Raw genomic sequence first — 16100 nt, forward strand, 5'->3', positions numbered from 1 at the left:
CTTATTCGACATTGGCGATATACCAGTCGGTGTCGGGTCGGATCTGGATGCGGGTGCCCTGAGCGACCTTGAGGATCGGGGTCAGGTTGATGGTCTGCTCCAGCGCCGAGGCGGTGATCTCGCCCAAGCGCTGCGACAATTCGGCACTGCCCTGGGACAACGCGCCGCCATCGGAATAGGTGGACGAGGAGCCCAACGCCGAGGACGACGACGAGGAAGACGGAGAGCCGATCCCGGCGGTCGAAGCTCGCACCGCCGCCGAGATACCGGCAAGCAGGAAGGCGGTGCCGTAGCGCTCGAAGAAGCGGTTATCGACCTCGCCCGAAACGCCAAGCGCGCCCTGGACGTCGGTGACGTTGGCCTTGGCTCCGAAGATTTCAGCACGGTGACCGCCGAGCAGAACGCGGGAGCAGCGCAACGGCGCGCGGGTCGAGCCGATCTTGTCGAGACTCTTGAAGGCGCAGACCAGACGCGATCCCTTGGGGATCAGGATGTTGCGGCCGTGATAGCCGAACACGTCGCGGGTGGTCTGGATCACCACCGGGCCGCCGGTCGCGCCATCCAACTGGGTGTTGATGCCAGTTTCGAAGATGCCGCTGATATAGCGGTCGGTGGTGACGATCCGGCTGTTATCGACCGGCTTGGTCGAGGTGATCGAGGCTTCCTTATAGGTCGGGTCCTTGGCGGCGATTCCGAGATCGAGCGGGGCCGGACGCAACGACGGCGTTGCATTGACCGACACCGGCAATGGTACCGGGTCGGTCCAGGCGGCGGCTCCCAGCGCCCGGCTGCGGTAGGCCGATTGCACCGACAGTTCGACCGGCCCCAGGGTTTTGGGCGTGGGTGCCGGTGCAGGCGGGGGAGCCTGGACCGGGGCCGGGATCGCCACCTCGCGGACCACTTCGCGCTCGATCACCACCGGGGGAAACGCCGGGGCTGGCGGCGGCGGAGCCGGTGGCGGCGCGGGCGGCTTATAGGCCCAGACGGCGGGATCGTCGGCGGGCAATGGATCAGACGCCGGAATCGCCGCAGGACAACTGCCCGACAGGGTCATTCCGGCGACCAGGGCCAGATCGCACAGCCAGGACATCAGGAGTTCCCGTTGTACTGGATGCAGAGGAATTTCTTGCCGTTCTTCAGCGTGATCAGCGGGTTGACGCTTTCTACGATGAAGGTGCTGCCCTGGACCCTGGAATTGACCAGTTCGTCGATGCCGTCGATGGTGACGTAGGCGGTGGACAGCTCCATCCCGTCCCACTTGTCGCCATAGCGGATGTAGGTGAAGACATCGTCGCGATAGACGATTTCCGGCTTCAGATCGTCGTCGCCCCACAGGCGGTAGTCTTTCCAACCCCGGAGCTTGGCCGGGTCGAAAGCAATGGTGCGGACGAAATCGCCGCCCTCCGGCTTGGGATGAACGAGGTCGTGAACCGCTTTACCCGCCGGGTCACCCGGCTTGGCCGGGACTGCCGAGGCCAGTGTGAGCGCGACCGGCCTGATCTCCTCGGGGGATTCGCGTCCGAGGATGCGGACGATCAGATCGGGGACATGGACCGAGTTGAAGCCCTCGGAGCGGAGATAGAACGGATAGACCGCGCCGGACTTCGTATAGATATTGAGGTTGGTATCAAGGCCATAGGCGGCCGGGCGCACCGCGACCATGTTGGCGGCGCGGACATGGACCTTGAAGCCGGTGGCATCGCCGAGATCGATCTGAGTGATCTCGGCATCCTCGGGCAGCACCAGGGTGGTGGACATGAATTCCCGAGTGCGGACCTTGTAGACACAATCCTCGCACACCCTCGTCGCATAGACTCCGTTGCGCGGTTCGGAGTTGTTCCAGGCGTTTTGAATCTGCCCCCCGGCTCCGACCCGATCCATCTCGGGGAAGTTGCCTTCGGCCTGTCCGACCGCCTGCTGGTAAGCCGAGTCCGGCAACGGCGCGGGCGGAATCGCCGCGACCTGGGGCTGCGGTTGCGGAGCCAACACCGGAGTCTGATAGGACGAAGCCGATGTCATCGGGAGAGAAGACGGCACCTTGCCGGGCGCGGGTGGTGTCGTCGGCACCGGGGGCTGGGCCAGCGACTTGACCGGGGTCTGAGCCAAAGCGGGCGCGGCCGACAGCAGCAGCGCCACCGCCAGAGCAGAGCGAGAGATCATGAATTTCCTCTTTCCTTGAGGGTGAGGTCGAGCACCCGCAGACCGAGGGGGTTCTCGTACTTCTCGTGGTCGCGCACGGTGTGGGGGCGCGAGGTCACCGCGACATAAGCGCGCAGCCGCCTTGTCTCGACCGACTTGCCGTCGCGGGCATCGGTCTGGACAAAATCGACGGCATAGCGGCCGATGCCGTCTCTCAGACTGATCCGGTCGGCGCTCTCGACCACGATCGAGCGGTTGAGTCCGGTCTCGACCGCGCGCTCGATCTCCTTGTGGCGGGCGGCAAATTGTTTCCACCACCCTCCGTCGGAATGAAGGTTGGCCTCGCGCATCCGGTCGCCCTGGGTAACGCGGTCGATCTCCAGCAACAGCCGGACATAACGGCGGACGAAGCTCTCCATCAGCAGATCGAAGCCGGGGGTGTCGCGGGTGATTGGCAGCACCCGGACCAGCGAAGCGGGATCGACCGGGACGGTGCGCTCGCCCGCCGGTTCGACCCGCACCAGCCCGAGCTGGACCTTTTGCACCGGCACCAGCGCCGAGATCGCCGCCGCTTCGACGATAACCACCGCGACCAGACCGGCATTGGTCATCGCGCTCAGTCTGAACATCCAGGCCAGACGGCGGTGCGCCGTTTCAAAGGCATAGGGATCAACGCCACGCAGCCGGTCATGATCGACCGGAGCCGGTCCCACCGGACGGCGACGAAACAGCGTCCTCATCCCCGACCCCAGACGAAGGACGGTCCCTCATAGGGTACCGGCAGGCAGGCGCAGGGCGATTTCAGCATCTCGTCGGTGCCGCTGCCGTCCTTCTGCAACTCGGTCGAGCCAGTGCAGGCCCCCAGCAGCAGCGCCAACCCAATCAGCAGACCCTTCATAATCGCTCTCCTGTCGTAACCATCGGACGGCAAGGCTCAGGCCTTGCTGTCCGGCTTGTTGATGTTCTGGAATTTCTCGACCAGGGAGGCGGCAGTGGCCGCGACGGGGGCCGACATCGCGGCCATGCCCTTGATTGGCAACAGGCCGAGCGGCCCCCACCCCAGCCTCCGGCGGCATCCTTGCCTGCCACCGCGCCTCGCTTGGCCAGAGACCCGGCGGCGGCGGCGCTGCCGCTGATCCCGGCGGTCATGATGCCGCTCGCGGTGTTGGTCAGCATCGTCCCGGCGATCGAATTGGCGATCGACGTGCCCTCGGTCAGCAAGGCGGTGCCCATCCAACCCAGGAACATCACCACCAGGAATTCCGGGTTGGTGATCGAGGCGAATTGGTTGATCCGGTCGCCGGTCAGGTCAGAGGGTTCAAGTATGGAATTGTTGACCCCGAACACGGTCAGGGACAAAGCGGCGGTGCTGGCGAACAGCACCAGGATCGAGGCCAGCAGGGTCTTGGCCCCCGACTGCGCCATGCCGCGTCCCCAGCCAAAAGCGAAGGCCATGAACAGGAACGGCGCGAACACCCCGACCATCGTGGCGCGGAAGATCGCGACGACGACCTGACTGGAATAGGCCACCACCAGCAGCAGGTAGGGCAGCACCAGGATCGCGGCGTAGAGATAGTTCAGGATGTTCATCGCCGACCCGGCGCTGGCGATCGCCGATGCCGCCTGGATCACGCGGGCCGCCGCCATTTCGCCTTGAGCGGCAAGGTCCAGCAGACCGCTCTGGCCAGAGTTCTGGCTGTCTGCTGCCAGCTTGAACACGACGGCGCTTGATTCTCCCATAATGGAGATAGCAGAGCTATAGACGTATGAAATAAGCCCCGCGCCTTGACTGCCTAAAATGAGGCCAGTTATACTTATGAATACAAAGTCTTCGAATATTTTATTAAACGTCGTCATCTGGAAGTGCAATTTCGTCCCAGACAGGACGATCCACAGCCCTGACAAGGAGGTAAACAGAATGAGCATCGGATCGTGCAGCACATCGCCGAGCCGCCCGACAAAGTCCTCGGTCAGGCCGACGTACTTTTCCAGAGGCGCACAGGTGAAGCAGGTATCAACGAGGTCTAGAATTTCTGAATTTTTATCCCCAGGCATTTTTTTGTACTTTCTGTTATTTGCGATGACAGCAAATGCAGGTGTATTAAACTGGGGATACAATCCCGTCGGACCCGAGCAATTCTTTGATTGGAAGTACGCCCAGAAGGTCTGGTTCGACCTGAACACGGCCGAGAGCTATGACGCGGAATGGGCGAAGTATCAGGGTGACTTCAAGCCGTGGCTGGCGCTCTACAAGGCGGATAAGCGCAAGGCGCTCGCCGAACTGAAGAGCTATCCAGAGGCCAAACGGCGCAATATCGAGCGTGGCTACGATATGCAGCTCGCCTACGATGATTGGCGAGATCTGCTCTATATGCGCTGGTACAAAGGTTACGCACACGAGGCATACCGGGCCACCCTCACCAAAAAGAAGGCGCAGACTTTCGACGATTCCTTGGCGATTTGGGTGACGTTCAAACCCTGTGTTCCGGTTCGCTTCCTGAACCAGTGTGGCCCGATCCCCGATTGGCGGGATGACGAAGACAAAGCCAAAGAACAGGCGATGATGCGTAAGGTCGTGGACGATCTCGCGGCGAGAGCCGCGAAGAAATAGCCTTTGCGCGGGCGCTGCCCGCACCCGCTGGGGTCGCCAGGCCCCGGATCCCGTGCCCTGCGTTGACATCCGGGGAGGTCCGGAGGCGCACGCCTCCGGGTGGGGCCGGGGCAACAGCCCCGCGTATCCTCTGTCGGAACCAACGCCCGACAGCCCCGCATACCTTCTGCTCACCGCACCGTTCATTCCTTGGCCTCCGTCACGTCCTTGACGCTGTCGGGAGCGATCCCGGCCTTGATCGCGGCGGCGGAGTGGAGCTTCAGCATCTGGGCGAGGATCTGGGTTTGCGCCGCGAGGGCTCGGGTTTGGGCGATCTCGGTCTGGGCCAGGACGTGGAGGCGGTCCTGGACGGTCGAGGCGTTGCCCAACGCGGATTGCAGGCTGTCGGCGGTGGCGTTCAGCTCTTCGGCCTGTTTCATCTGGACGTCGGCCTGGGCCAGGGCGCGGGTGCTGGTATCGGCCAGCAGCGCGGTGCGGCGGGTATCGATCCGGTTGCGGGCGGCGGCCTGCTCGGTGAAGGGTTTGTCCTTCATCTGCTTGTCGTCGAGGAACAGCGCGTCGAGATATTTGGTCGAGGTGTCGCAGATCGAGCCGAAATTGAGGTCGGTGAACTTGATTCCCCAGCCCGCGCCGTCGGGCATCAGGCAGCGGGCATCGCTTTTGATCTGGCCCTTGATCTTGTCGAGGTTGGGGATCGGCAGGGTGATGTGGGTGATCGAGCCGATTGCGTTCGACACCTCGTCCATCAGGCCGGAAATCTCGTTGAGAAAGCCGACCTGCTGCTTCAACTCGGACAGTTGGGCGAGCTGATTCTTGATCTGCTCCTGCATCGCCTTGATCTGTTCGATCGCCTTGCCGACCATCGAGCCGTCGAACACCGCCATCGCGCCCTGCGCCGCCGGAGCGGCCAGGACCAGGGCGGCGGAAACCAGCAGGGCCGCCTTTACAGATGCGCGCGCCATTGCTCTCCCCATCTGTCCTGGAGTGCCTTGAGCTCGCGCACCGCGTCGGGGCCGGAGCGATAGAACCGCAGCGCCCGGCCGAACGGGGCGAGGTCGATATCGAGCACGGTGGATTCCTCGAAGCCGGTGGCGGCATCGCGTTTGACCAGCAGCACCTTGCGACCCTCAGGCGCTCCGAAGATGAAGCTCTTTTGCTCGTCGTTGAGGTTGAACGGCTCGTAGGCCGAGCGGTTGCCTTGGGGGTTGGGATAGAAGAAGAAGGTCGCGGTGTTCTCGATCACCGCATCGGCGATGCCGGATTTGTGCAGCGCGCCGGGGTCCTGGAACGCCATGCCGACCGATCCGCCGAACTTGCGGTATTCGCGGTACATCACTGCGGCCAGATCGCGGAAGGCGGGGTTGCGCAGCAGGTTGGCGGCTTCGTCGATGAAGACGGTGAAGCCCTTGACCTTACCCTCGCGCGCCATCCGCTCGATTGCCGTGCTGATATGGGCGACGACGGGTGCACCCAGCGCCGGGTCTTCCAGCGCTTCGTTCATGTTGATGCCGGTGAGGAAGGCGCGGTCGAGGAAGCCGGACAGGCTGTCGCGCGGCGCGTTGAAGGTATTGGCGTACAGCCCGGCGCGGCCCTTGGCATCGACCACCCAGCGGGCGAAGCTCTTGCGCGCCTCGCTATGGGCGGGGAAGGTCAGCGGGAAGATCTGGTCGAAGCTCCGCGCTTCGACCGGCAATTGGAAAGCGGTTTCGGTGACATGGGCGAGGATCTCTTCGATCCCGGCGGTCTCGCTCATTTCGCCCAACATCAGCCGGATCAGCAGAGCGAGGCGCTGGCGGTTGATCGGGGTGTCGTCGCAATCGAGCGGGTTTAGCTCCAGGCAGTCGAATGGCTGATAGAGACCGCCCATCGCCTCGACCATGAAGCGGGCACCCTCTTTACTGTCGAAGATGGTCGAGCGGACGCCATCGAACTTCGCCAGTCCGCCGAGCAGATGCATCACCAAGGTCGATTTGCCCGAGTTCGAGGGCGCGAAGACGACGAAATGGCCCAGCGCCTTGGGTGCGACCGAGCATTGGAACTGAAAGCGATAGGCCTGTCCGCTGCCGGTCATGAAGGAGCGCACCGGACCCTTGCCGTATTGGGATTCGGCCAAGCCGGTCGGCGCGTTCTCGAACGGCCACAGGGCCGCGACGTTCTCGACGAATAGCTTCAGCGGCCGCAGCAGGTGGTCACGGTCAGGCAGCCGGTTGAACCACGCCACCGCCGCTCCCTTGGTCTCGACCGAGGCGACAACGCGGCGATCGGCCAGGATGCGGGCGACCTGAGCGGTGAGGTCGTTCAGCTCTGCCTCATCGGTGGCGCGCAGCACGATTGCCAGTTGGGTCACAACCAGGGCGGTGCGGCCCTGGGCCAGCAACTCGATCGCGGCGGCGCATTCTCCGGCGGCCTGGGCCGAACCGAAGGCGCTGTTGGCCCCGCGCTTCAACAGCAGCAGGGTTTTGTCGCGGCCAGTCGGCAAGGCGATCTGGGACAGCTCGATCTCGCCCGGCACCGCCATCAGTTCGTGGAGCAGATGGCCCGAGACCATGTCGGGCCATTCCCGCACCGCGATGATTCGGTGGAGCAGCGGAGTCGGCAGATGGGCCGAGATCGTGCCGTCAGGGGTGAAGACCAGATCGGCGGCGGGCAGATTGGCCGAGATGTTGACCGAAACCGCCCGCAGATCGGCGCGGTAATCACCGCAGATCAGACCGTTGAGGAACCCGGTCAGCGGGCAATCGGCCTCCGGGTCGGTCGGTCGGGACAGACGGCGAGGCCGATAGGCCGCAAGCAAAGCGTGCAGTTTGTCGTCGGCTTCCTCCATCTGGTGCGGAGCCGGGCTTTGCAGAGTCAGATACCAGGAGAACGCAAAGGCCGAGCGGTACAGCGCTTCTTCGGCCGCGCCGATCTCGCTCAACGCCTGCGACGGCCAGGTCGCGGGATAGATCGAGTCCTGGCGGCGCTTGACCCCATACAGGCGCACCGTGACGTCCCGCGCCGCGCAGGCCTGGAGAAAATCGGCGCGTCCCTGATGCAGTGCCGCCTGCTCGATTTCGGGCCTTGTGTCGTAGGCGATCCCGTCAAGGCGAAAGGCGCGCAGCACGCTGCCGGATTTGAGCCGGACGGTGAAGTGATCCGGCTCGATCCGGTCGAGCTCAAGCTCGTGGCCGAGCCAGTTGAACCCGACCGAGCCGAAAGCGATCCGCCGGGCCGCCGGAACCGCAAGGGCTCCGACGGCCACGGCGGCGCTTCCCACGCCGATCGCGAGCGGCCACAGGCTCATACCGACGTCCCCCAGGAACGCGCGGCGGGGGACGCCCCGGCCAGCAGCCATCGACGCGGGGAGACTCCCCAGAAGCCCGCAGAGGCCAGGGCGACCGAATCGACATGGCGGTCACGCCGGGCCAGTCGGTAGGCGAAAGCCAGCCCGACCGCCAGCACCACGGCAAACGCGATCATCGACAGAGCGACGCCGCCCAGCAGGATCGTCAGTCCATAGACCAAAGCCGCCGGGCTGATCGCCAGGACCATCAGCCGAGGCGGCAGGCCGAACACGGTAAACGGCCATTGGACGTGAGTGAACACCACCGAGCGGGCCTTCATCGCCTTAGCTCTGCTTCATCAGATCGATGAACCACAGGATCGCGGTGGGACCGACCGTCACCAGCAGCCCGGCGACGAAGAAGATCCAGATCCGCGACCAATCGAGCCGCTGGGTCATCGCCGCCCACAGGCCGTAACCGACCAGCGAGAGGCCGATCAGAGCCCCGCCGATGGTGACGAGACTGGTGATCAGCGACTTGACCCCTTCCTCTGCCGGCTTGATCCAGTCGGCATCGGCGGCAAAAGCGGGCGCGGCGGCGAGGAGCGCAACCGCGAACAGCGAACGGGCAATCAGTTTGGTCATGGCAAGGGTCCTATCGAACGATGGAAAACAGGATCGTCAGAGCCAGGGCGCACCCGGCCAGACTGAGGGCGGTCAGCACGACCAAGACGCGGCGATGGCTTCGCAAGGCGCGGCGCAGGTCGTCCATCGCCAAAGCCTGCCGCTCGACCAGGGCGAAGGCCTGATCGAGCGAGGCTTTGACCGTCTTGTCCTTGAGGCTGGTGAGCACGGTCTCGACCGCATCGGCGCAGGTCGAGCCGGTGGTGGTGAGGATCGCGGCGATAGCGGCATCGTGACGGCGCAACACCGTCTCGTAATCGCGAAGGAACCCCTGATGCAGCGTCACCAGCATCAACAGCGGATCGTCGCTGCCGATCGCGACACCGTGCTCGCGCACCAGCATCGCCCGCGCGTTGTCGAGACTCATCGCCGCAACCGGCGGCGGGGTGTCCCCCGCCTCCAGCACCTCGCCCGTCTCGGGATCGAAGATCGGGGCGTCGCTCATAGCCGGGCCCGATCCATCTGGGCATCGAGCTTGCGCCACATCATCTTGAGGCGCTGGCGCTCCATGATCGTGGTGTCGGGGCTGGCGTCGATCTCGGCGAAGGTGAGATGCCGCTTCAGCATCTGCTCCATGTCGCGGCCGAACGTCTCCGGCTTGACCGCCGGGATCGTCACCAGGGCATGGACCCGGCCCTGGTGGGTTTTGTAGGCGTTGCTCTCTTCGAAAGTTTTGCCGTTACGAACCGGGCGGCCGAAATACTCGTTGATCCACACCACCACCGGCACATCGGGGATGTTGCGGCACAGGCTGATGAAGCCCTCGGTGGTGTCGGGCAGCGCCTGACCACCAGTGATCACGGTGTGGAAGCGGACCCCGTGCCCGGCCTCGGCCAGCAGAGGGACCACCTCGTTTTGCAGCAGGTAGGAGCAAAGCGGTACGAAGGTGCTGGCCCCGTTATCGACCACCATTACCGGCGCGGACTCATCGCCGTCACCCTCCGCCATGATCCGCTCGACCAACTGGTCGAAGGCACGGGGGTTGATGTCGTCGCCGTCCATGATCGACAGCGCTTCGGCCTTGAACGCCTTGTAGCCGGAAAAGGTGGCGTTGACCGGGTCGGTATCGACGCAGATCGGGGCCAGCCCGTGGACCGAGTAATACTGAGCCAGCAGCGAGGCGATCAGCGACTTGCCGACACCTCCCTTGCCCTGAAGGATGAAATCAACTTGCATGGGTGCGCGCTCCCGTCACCAGTTCTCGTCCAGGTCTGGACGATTGTTGTGGTCGAACTTGGCGAAGTGCGGATCATCAGCTCGGGTGATGTCCGTCCCTGCCGGTTGAACCGGAGCGATCAGCGATGTAGATCGGGGAAGGATCGGTGCGCGACCAGAGCGGCCCGCAGGCTCAGGAGTCAGTAACCTTTTAACCTGAGCGTAGAACTTGCTGAGAGCTACGGAGACTTTTCCTTCGGCTTTCAGCTCAAGCCAGACTTGCCGGGTCGTCACACCGCTTTCAAGCCTCTCAACTATCAAAGGCTTAAGCGCTATGACTTCGCGTTTAGCTTGACCCCAGCGATTGGCTCGCACAATATCCCCGCATCGTGATCGTTTCGGTCACGACTCGGCGGGTGTCCTAGAAACCGCGTACTTTTGGGGACGCCAATCTTCCGAGTGCGTTGATTTCACTATCATTGCGAGCATTGCGAAACGCGACCTTTGCGTCGTTGTTCTTCGCCATAATTTGTCCGCTTTTTCAGCGCTTTCTATAAAACAGCGGAATTGGTAACGATTGAGTCCTATACTCATTCGTTAATGCTGAGACTGCCTCTAGATTCTGGGAAGGCCGGTCATGAAGGTGAAGTTCGTAGTTTGCGCCCTTGCCGCCGCGATGACGGTCGCTATGCCGGTTGATTCGGCTCAGGCTGGCGACAGACACGGCCGCGATCTTGCCCTGGGCCTGTTGCTGGGGGCCGCTGCTGTCGGTACCACGGCGGCGATCATGTCCGCTCCGTCTGGGCCCGTGTATGCCGCGCCACCGCCGGTTTATTATGCGCCACCTCCGCCGGTGTATTACGCCCCACCCCCGCCGGTCGGCTATTATGCCGCTCCACCGCCGGTGTATTACGCCCCACCTCCTCCGCCCGTCGTGTATTACGCGCCGCCACCGCCCCGCTATTATTACCGAGGATACTAGATTTCTCGATCCATCGCGGTCATGTCCAGCGGTCGCTAAGTCGTTGACGCGTTGATGGTATCGAGTTCCGCCCCCCTGCCGACGATTGCCACTATCGTCGGCAGTTTTGTGTGCGGCGGTTTTCATCGGATTCGGTTCAGGCGGCGGCGGATGGTTCCTTATCCTTCAGATCGGCCGCGACTTTCTTGCCGAGGCGGAATTGCTTCGAGAAGTAGTCTTTTACCCTGGTGGTATCGAGGTCGAAGATGCTTCCTCCGGCCTCGTAATGGCGCACGAACACCTTGTTGACGGCATACGTTGCCGCTCCGGCCAGAATCGGCAGTGCCACCGCTCCGGTGGTCTGGCCGACGATGGGGATGAACTTCAACAGGCTGATGACGGTTCCCCCGACCGCGACGGGAAACAATCCGCCCAGCAGCGAAGTTAGAATCGCCTTGCCGCGATCCTGTTCGAATGGGACGCCGTATTCCTTGGACAGCGATTTGATCAGGTCGAGATTGACCGCCAGAACCCCCACGATGTCGGCGATAGGGATCGGGACGAGACCAACGCCGAGCGAGGCGAGGATGTGATTGCGGGCGATGTGTTCAACCCGTTGCTTGCGAGCGCTATGTTCGTCTTCTCCCTCGTTCGCAACGTCTGACGGGGCTGAGGATTCGCTGACTTTTTCCGACATGGCGCAGCTCCTGGGAAGATGCCTCGCGAACGGTTCAGGCGAGGAACGACTTCATTTTATCGTCAAATCGTCGTCCCGTCATCGTGAGTGACGATATTGGCGTGGCCGTTTCCTCTATTCAGACTTCATTGTTAGACATTTAAGCCTAAAAATTGTTAATGTCGCCGCATCCGCTATCATAAAAATAGGGTCGCAAATACGCACCCAAAAGGTGCGGCGGGTTGCGAGAGGGGGCCGATGAGCGGGATGGCGAAGACGGGTATCTTCAGCTTTTTGCAAGGAGAAACCCATGCCCTGAACAAGCGTTTGATTATCCTGACCGCGACGTCTGGCATTGCCAATGCGCTTAATTTGGCTGTGATCAATGCGGGGGTAGAAACGCTGTCGCATGGCGGGCCGCCCTGGCAATATTTTGTGTGGTTTGGCCTGTCGCTCGCTTTATTTGTCTATTCCCTACGTTACGTTTTGTACGCTTCGACCCGGATCGCCGAATCCGCTATTTGCAGCGTGCGAATCCGGCTGGCCGACAAGATCCGCCGATGCGATCTGTTGGCGTTGGAGCAAATCGGCGAGGCCGACATTCATTCCCGGATCAGCCGCGACACCGCCGCGATTGCCCAGGCGGCGCGGCCTCTGTTCGCCGCCGCGCAATCGGCGGTGATGATCCTGTTCACGATGATCTATATCGCGACCGTTTCACCAGTGGCGGTTCTGCTGTGCCTTGCCCTGATCGGCGGCGGGGCCAGCATCTATCTGAAGGATCGCAAGGGCTACGAGGAGGGGCTGGAAAGCGCATCGCGGCAGGAGGACGAACTTTTCAATACGTTGAACGGGCTGCTGAGAGGGTTCAAGGAGATACGGCTGAACGTCCTGAAAAGCGACGACGTATTCACGGATTTCAGCGAGAACGCCCGGCGTGTTCGCGATGTCCGCACCGATGTCATGATCCTGTTCTCGGACAATTACGTCTTCGTCGAGATGTTTTTTGTTTTGTTGCTGGGAGCGATTGTCTTTGTGCTTCCGATCCTGTCGGACTCATTCGGGAGTTCGGTAACTAAGATCGTCTCGGCGGTCCTGTTCTTCTTCGGGCCGCTCGGCAACGTGGTGATGATGGTTCCGCTGTTGTCGCAGGTGAATGTGACGGTGGAAAATCTCCAGCGGCTAGAGGCGTCTCTGGACGACGTTCTGGCGAAGTCGAACGAGCGCATCCCCGTTCCTCCGGTCGATCTCAGTCCGTTCACCACGATCCGATTTGATGGGGTTGGCTTCACGTATGTCGATCCAGACGGCAAGGTCACCTTTACGGTTGGACCGATCGATGGCGAGGTTCGGCGCGGTGAGATCCTGTTCCTGGTCGGCGGCAACGGTAGCGGCAAGACGACCTTTCTCAAGCTGTTCACGGCCTTGTACCCGCCAACGCAAGGTGCGATCCGTGTCGATGGAATCGAAATCGGCCCAGCCAATATTCAATCATATCGCGCTTTGTTTTCGGCTATTTTCTCGGATTTTCATCTATTCGACAAACTGTATGGGCTGCACGCGGCGGCACCCGAACGGGTCAATGCGATGCTGCGGCTGATGGACATCTCGCACAAAACGGCGTTCGCCGATGGGCGGTTCACCAACACCCACCTGTCCACCGGCCAGCGTAAACGGCTGGCCCTGGTGGTGTCTTACCTGGAAGACAAGGAGATCTACATTTTTGACGAAGTGGCGGCCGATCAGGACCCGCACTTCCGTCATTATTTCTACGAGACCTTGCTGCCCGATTTGAAGAAATCAGGCAAGACGGTGGTGGTGGTGTCCCACGACGACCGTTACTTCCACATCGCCGACCGTGTTTTGAGGATGGATTACGGCAGACTGAGAGACGATCTCGCCGACATCGCCACGTTCCGGGAGCCTGGACCATGAAGACGCTTCTTCGCTGGCTCGCCGCCCGAATCCTGGACGTTGACCGTTATCTGCGGCGGAACGCGCCCTATGTGGTGCTGCTGCTTTTTCTATCCGCCTTCTTGTTCGTCGCGATGTTCGATCTGATCGTTATCACGATTCGGCCCGGCGAGTTGGGGGTGCTGTGGCGACGTCTGGGCGCGGGCACTGTCATCGATACCGTTTACCGGGAAGGATTGCATCTGATCCTGCCGGTGAACCGGATGTACGTCTACAACGCCCGGAAGCAGCAGTTCGAAGACACGATCGACACCTTGACCGTCGATGGGCTGAACGTCCGGGTTCAATATTCTGTCCGCTATTTTCTTTCCGCCGACACGCTTCCGCTGCTGCATCAACGGATCGGGCCGGATTACGTCGATGTCGTGGTGCGACCAGAAATCCGTTCGGTGGTTAGAACGGTGTTCGGCCAATTCAAGCCCGAGGAGATCTACACCTCGCAGCGGGCGATCCAGGAGCGGGTCAGCGAGCAATCGCGGCAGCGGTTGGAAGCCCGCTTCATCGCGCTGGATGACGTGCCGATCGAAAGCATCACTCTGCCGCCCCGGATCTCCGAGGCGATCGAGGCCAAGATGGCCTATCAGCAGGTCGAGGGCGAATACGTCTATCGTCTGGCGATTGCCCAGAAGGAGGCCGAGCGGCTGCGGATCGAGTCGAATGGTCTGAAGGTCTTCAATAACACTCTGGCTCAGAGTCTCGACCCGTCGCTGCTGCATTGGTATGGCATCCGTGCGACTCAGGAATTGGCCAAGTCGCCTAACAGCAAGACCATCGTCATCGGCGCGGGGAACAGTGGCCTGCCGATCATCCTCGGGAAGGATTGAGCTTGATGGCGGTGCGGTTCCGATGGGGGCTGGCAACGACGGCGGCTTTGGCTCTTGTCGCTATCCTGACTCTGGCTCCGCAATGGCGCTCGCTCGAAGGGATGGGGGCGCGGCGGGCGGTGGTGCTCGCTCGTCCGCCTGCGGAGATTTTGGTCGGGGTGAGCTGGCCGTTTTCGATCCGACGCGACGGTATGGCCGAGGGTCTGCGACTGGCTCAGGACGAGATCAATCAGGGCGGTCTGGCGGGTGGGATTCCGGTTCGTCTGGTTTTGCGCGACGATCAAGGCGTGTGGGCCGAGGCGCGGCGGATTGCTCTCGACTTTGCCGATACGCCGGCGATGTCCGCGGTGATCGGCTATGACGACATCCGCCTTGCCCTTCGGGCCGCGCCGATCTTCGAGAAAAGCCGCCTGCTCTATCTCCTCCCTGCCGTGGGTAATCCCGATCCGGGCGAAGCCAGCAGCCGCTATGCCATCCGCACCGCGCCCTCGCTCTCTTCGTTCGCGCGTGCCCTTGCTGTTGCCGCCGGGCGACCGGGGGAGTCTCTCCGCTTTGCCTTGATCTGGGACGAAGACGGTCCAGGGAAGGAACTGGCCACTCAGTTCCTGATCGCCCAAAGTGGAATGGGAGGAAACCGAGTCTTTCAGTGGCCCTATCTGACCGGCCGGGCTGATTTTCGTGCGTCGGCCTATCGCTTGCGAGAGATTGAGGCCGATTTAATCGTGATCGCCGGGCCATCGCCCGACCTTGTCGATTTCTTGCGCAAGGCTGACGGTGCCGGACTGATCGCGCCGATCCTGGTTATCGCCGAACCGTCGGACGCGCTTTGGGCGCAGATGGGGACGGCGGCATGGAGGCGGGCGATTTTTCCCCAAATCTATGACGTTGCCGCGATGACGAGCGAGAACCGGGCCTTTGTCGATAAATTCCGCGCCCGCTTCGGCAAAGACCCTGACGCAGCCGCCGCCCAGGGCTATGACACGCTTCGTCTTCTGGCTGAAGCGGTTCGCACGACCGGATCGGCCGAGCCGCTCGATCTCATCTTCGCGCTCCGCCAAAGTCCCGCATGGGCTGGAGCTGTCGGGGAGTATCGCTTCGACCGCCAGGGCGAAGTGCGGGACAGGATTGTAAGGCTTGTTCCCGGCGAGGTCAGCGTGACGAGTTCTCGTCTTGCGCCTGCTCCTGCATCTCCCTGAGAGCGATCAGTTCCTCAAGCAGCAGATGGCGGTCGTTCTCCTGGACGTCTGGAGAATCTTTAGTGTTGGGGATGTGCAGCAGCGCGCCGAGGGCGTGACGCGCCGCCAGCCGTAGCGTCGTGTTTCCCTGCTGCGCCATCCGGTCGATCGTCGCTATTTCCTGCTCGGGATGGCTTTGGAAGGTGGTTTGCAGATAGCTCGACATCAGCAAGCCGTCCCGGTGGAAATAACGGAACAGTTCTTCGTCGCGTGCCGCGATGTCGATCAGCAGCGTATCAATGAACCAGCCCAGCGAGAACTGAGAGACGTTTTGTCCGGCTTCGGTCTGGCGGATGAATTCCGAGACGCTGGTGATGTCGAACACGACCTCAAGCCCGTCCTCATCGGAGTCTTGATGGGAAAACGTGTTAATGCAGCCCGAAGCCGACAGGCACAGGAACGCGGCCAGGACGATCCCGATTGGAGTGGCGACCAGAGCACGCGCCAGCGAGGTGGCTGCGGGTCGTGCCGAAGCGAGTTTCATGAAAAGACCGGTCCACGGAGGAGAGATGTCTATTGTCAGCATACTCTCGAACAGCCGGTCGGAGAAAGCCGTCATCCCCGCGATTTAAAACAAAT

At 62.1% G+C, this 16100-nt stretch carries 18 protein-coding genes; 5 read left to right on the forward strand and 13 right to left on the reverse strand.

The genetic code is table 11. The features are described 5' to 3' along the window. Position 1 precedes the first annotated feature (1 nt). The 5 genes from PHAMO_RS13825 to PHAMO_RS13840 are packed head-to-tail and all read right to left on the reverse strand — an operon-like array spanning position 2 to position 3858. Complete coding sequence (locus PHAMO_RS13825; protein WP_002730184.1) at positions 2-1090, reverse strand: TrbI/VirB10 family protein; 1089 nt, start codon at positions 1088-1090, stop codon at positions 2-4. Then, positions 1090-2160: a TrbG/VirB9 family P-type conjugative transfer protein gene (locus PHAMO_RS13830; RefSeq protein ID WP_002730186.1), complete on the reverse strand. Its 1071-nt coding sequence runs from the start codon at positions 2158-2160 to the stop codon at positions 1090-1092. Before PHAMO_RS13830 ends, PHAMO_RS13825 begins: the two co-directional genes overlap by 1 nt. After that, positions 2157-2879 carry a VirB8/TrbF family protein gene (locus PHAMO_RS13835; protein WP_002730188.1) on the reverse strand — a complete coding sequence of 241 codons (723 nt, stop codon included), beginning with the start codon at positions 2877-2879 and terminating at the stop codon, positions 2157-2159. Before PHAMO_RS13835 ends, PHAMO_RS13830 begins: the two co-directional genes overlap by 4 nt. Further along, a complete protein-coding gene (locus tag PHAMO_RS19560) occupies positions 2876-3037 on the reverse strand; it encodes a hypothetical protein (protein ID WP_002730189.1) in 162 nt (53 codons plus the stop codon). The genes PHAMO_RS13835 and PHAMO_RS19560 overlap by 4 nt, the downstream gene beginning before the upstream one ends. After that, positions 3034-3858, reverse strand: coding sequence for a hypothetical protein (locus PHAMO_RS13840; protein WP_155801816.1), 825 nt, complete (start codon positions 3856-3858; stop codon positions 3034-3036). Before PHAMO_RS13840 ends, PHAMO_RS19560 begins: the two co-directional genes overlap by 4 nt. A 199-nt stretch (positions 3859-4057) precedes the next feature. On the opposite strand from PHAMO_RS13840, the gene PHAMO_RS13845 reads away from it, so the two are divergent. Then, positions 4058-4750, forward strand: coding sequence for a hypothetical protein (locus tag PHAMO_RS13845; protein ID WP_155801817.1), 693 nt, complete (start codon positions 4058-4060; stop codon positions 4748-4750). Between the two features lie 182 nt (positions 4751-4932). Here the strand turns inward: PHAMO_RS13845 and PHAMO_RS18640 are convergent, their stop codons facing one another. Genes PHAMO_RS18640 through PHAMO_RS13875 form a run of 6 tightly spaced genes read right to left on the reverse strand, consistent with a single transcriptional unit; the run spans position 4933 to position 9872 of the window. Then, entirely contained in the window at positions 4933-5712 is a 780-nt protein-coding gene (locus tag PHAMO_RS18640) for a hypothetical protein (RefSeq protein ID WP_051002441.1), read from the reverse strand. After that, positions 5694-8033 (reverse strand): VirB4 family type IV secretion system protein, encoded by a 2340-nt coding sequence (locus tag PHAMO_RS13855; protein WP_051002442.1) that lies wholly within the window; start codon positions 8031-8033, stop codon positions 5694-5696. Before PHAMO_RS13855 ends, PHAMO_RS18640 begins: the two co-directional genes overlap by 19 nt. Next, complete coding sequence (locus PHAMO_RS13860; RefSeq protein ID WP_002730197.1) at positions 8030-8353, reverse strand: hypothetical protein; 324 nt, start codon at positions 8351-8353, stop codon at positions 8030-8032. The genes PHAMO_RS13855 and PHAMO_RS13860 overlap by 4 nt, the downstream gene beginning before the upstream one ends. A gap of 4 nt (positions 8354-8357) precedes the next feature. Next, entirely contained in the window at positions 8358-8657 is a 300-nt protein-coding gene (locus PHAMO_RS13865) for a TrbC/VirB2 family protein (protein ID WP_002730198.1), read from the reverse strand. Between the two features lie 10 nt (positions 8658-8667). Beyond that, entirely contained in the window at positions 8668-9141 is a 474-nt protein-coding gene (locus tag PHAMO_RS13870) for a hypothetical protein (RefSeq protein ID WP_002730200.1), read from the reverse strand. Beyond that, complete coding sequence (locus PHAMO_RS13875) at positions 9138-9872, reverse strand: nucleotide-binding protein (protein ID WP_002730201.1); 735 nt, start codon at positions 9870-9872, stop codon at positions 9138-9140. The genes PHAMO_RS13870 and PHAMO_RS13875 overlap by 4 nt, the downstream gene beginning before the upstream one ends. A gap of 616 nt (positions 9873-10488) precedes the next feature. On the opposite strand from PHAMO_RS13875, the gene PHAMO_RS13880 reads away from it, so the two are divergent. After that, positions 10489-10833: a hypothetical protein gene (locus PHAMO_RS13880; protein WP_002730203.1), complete on the forward strand. Its 345-nt coding sequence runs from the start codon at positions 10489-10491 to the stop codon at positions 10831-10833. 136 nt (positions 10834-10969) lie between these two features. On the opposite strand, the gene PHAMO_RS13885 is transcribed toward PHAMO_RS13880, so the two are convergent. Further along, the gene (locus PHAMO_RS13885) at positions 10970-11509 is read right to left on the reverse strand and encodes a YcjF family protein (RefSeq protein ID WP_002730205.1); all 540 of its coding nucleotides are present in this window, start codon (positions 11507-11509) and stop codon (positions 10970-10972) included. Positions 11510-11755: 246 nt separating this feature from the next. Between PHAMO_RS13885 and PHAMO_RS13890 the strand changes: the two genes are divergently transcribed. From PHAMO_RS13890 to PHAMO_RS13900, 3 genes are read left to right on the forward strand one after another with little or no spacing between them, the layout of a single operon-like run. Further along, positions 11756-13423 carry a cyclic peptide export ABC transporter gene (locus tag PHAMO_RS13890; protein WP_162136965.1) on the forward strand — a complete coding sequence of 556 codons (1668 nt, stop codon included), beginning with the start codon at positions 11756-11758 and terminating at the stop codon, positions 13421-13423. After that, positions 13420-14286: a prohibitin family protein gene (locus PHAMO_RS13895; protein WP_002730209.1), complete on the forward strand. Its 867-nt coding sequence runs from the start codon at positions 13420-13422 to the stop codon at positions 14284-14286. Before PHAMO_RS13890 ends, PHAMO_RS13895 begins: the two co-directional genes overlap by 4 nt. A 5-nt stretch (positions 14287-14291) precedes the next feature. Beyond that, entirely contained in the window at positions 14292-15482 is a 1191-nt protein-coding gene (locus PHAMO_RS13900; RefSeq protein WP_040567298.1) for an ABC transporter substrate-binding protein, read from the forward strand. Here PHAMO_RS13900 and PHAMO_RS13905 read toward each other — a convergent pair. Next, the gene (locus PHAMO_RS13905) at positions 15436-16005 is read right to left on the reverse strand and encodes a hypothetical protein (RefSeq protein ID WP_155801818.1); all 570 of its coding nucleotides are present in this window, start codon (positions 16003-16005) and stop codon (positions 15436-15438) included. The genes PHAMO_RS13900 and PHAMO_RS13905 overlap by 47 nt on opposite strands. Between the last annotated feature and the right edge of the window lie 95 nt (positions 16006-16100).

Origin of the sequence: Magnetospirillum molischianum DSM 120 (assembly GCF_000294655.1) — a bacterium.
Lineage (GTDB): Bacteria > Pseudomonadota > Alphaproteobacteria > Rhodospirillales > Magnetospirillaceae > Phaeospirillum > Phaeospirillum molischianum.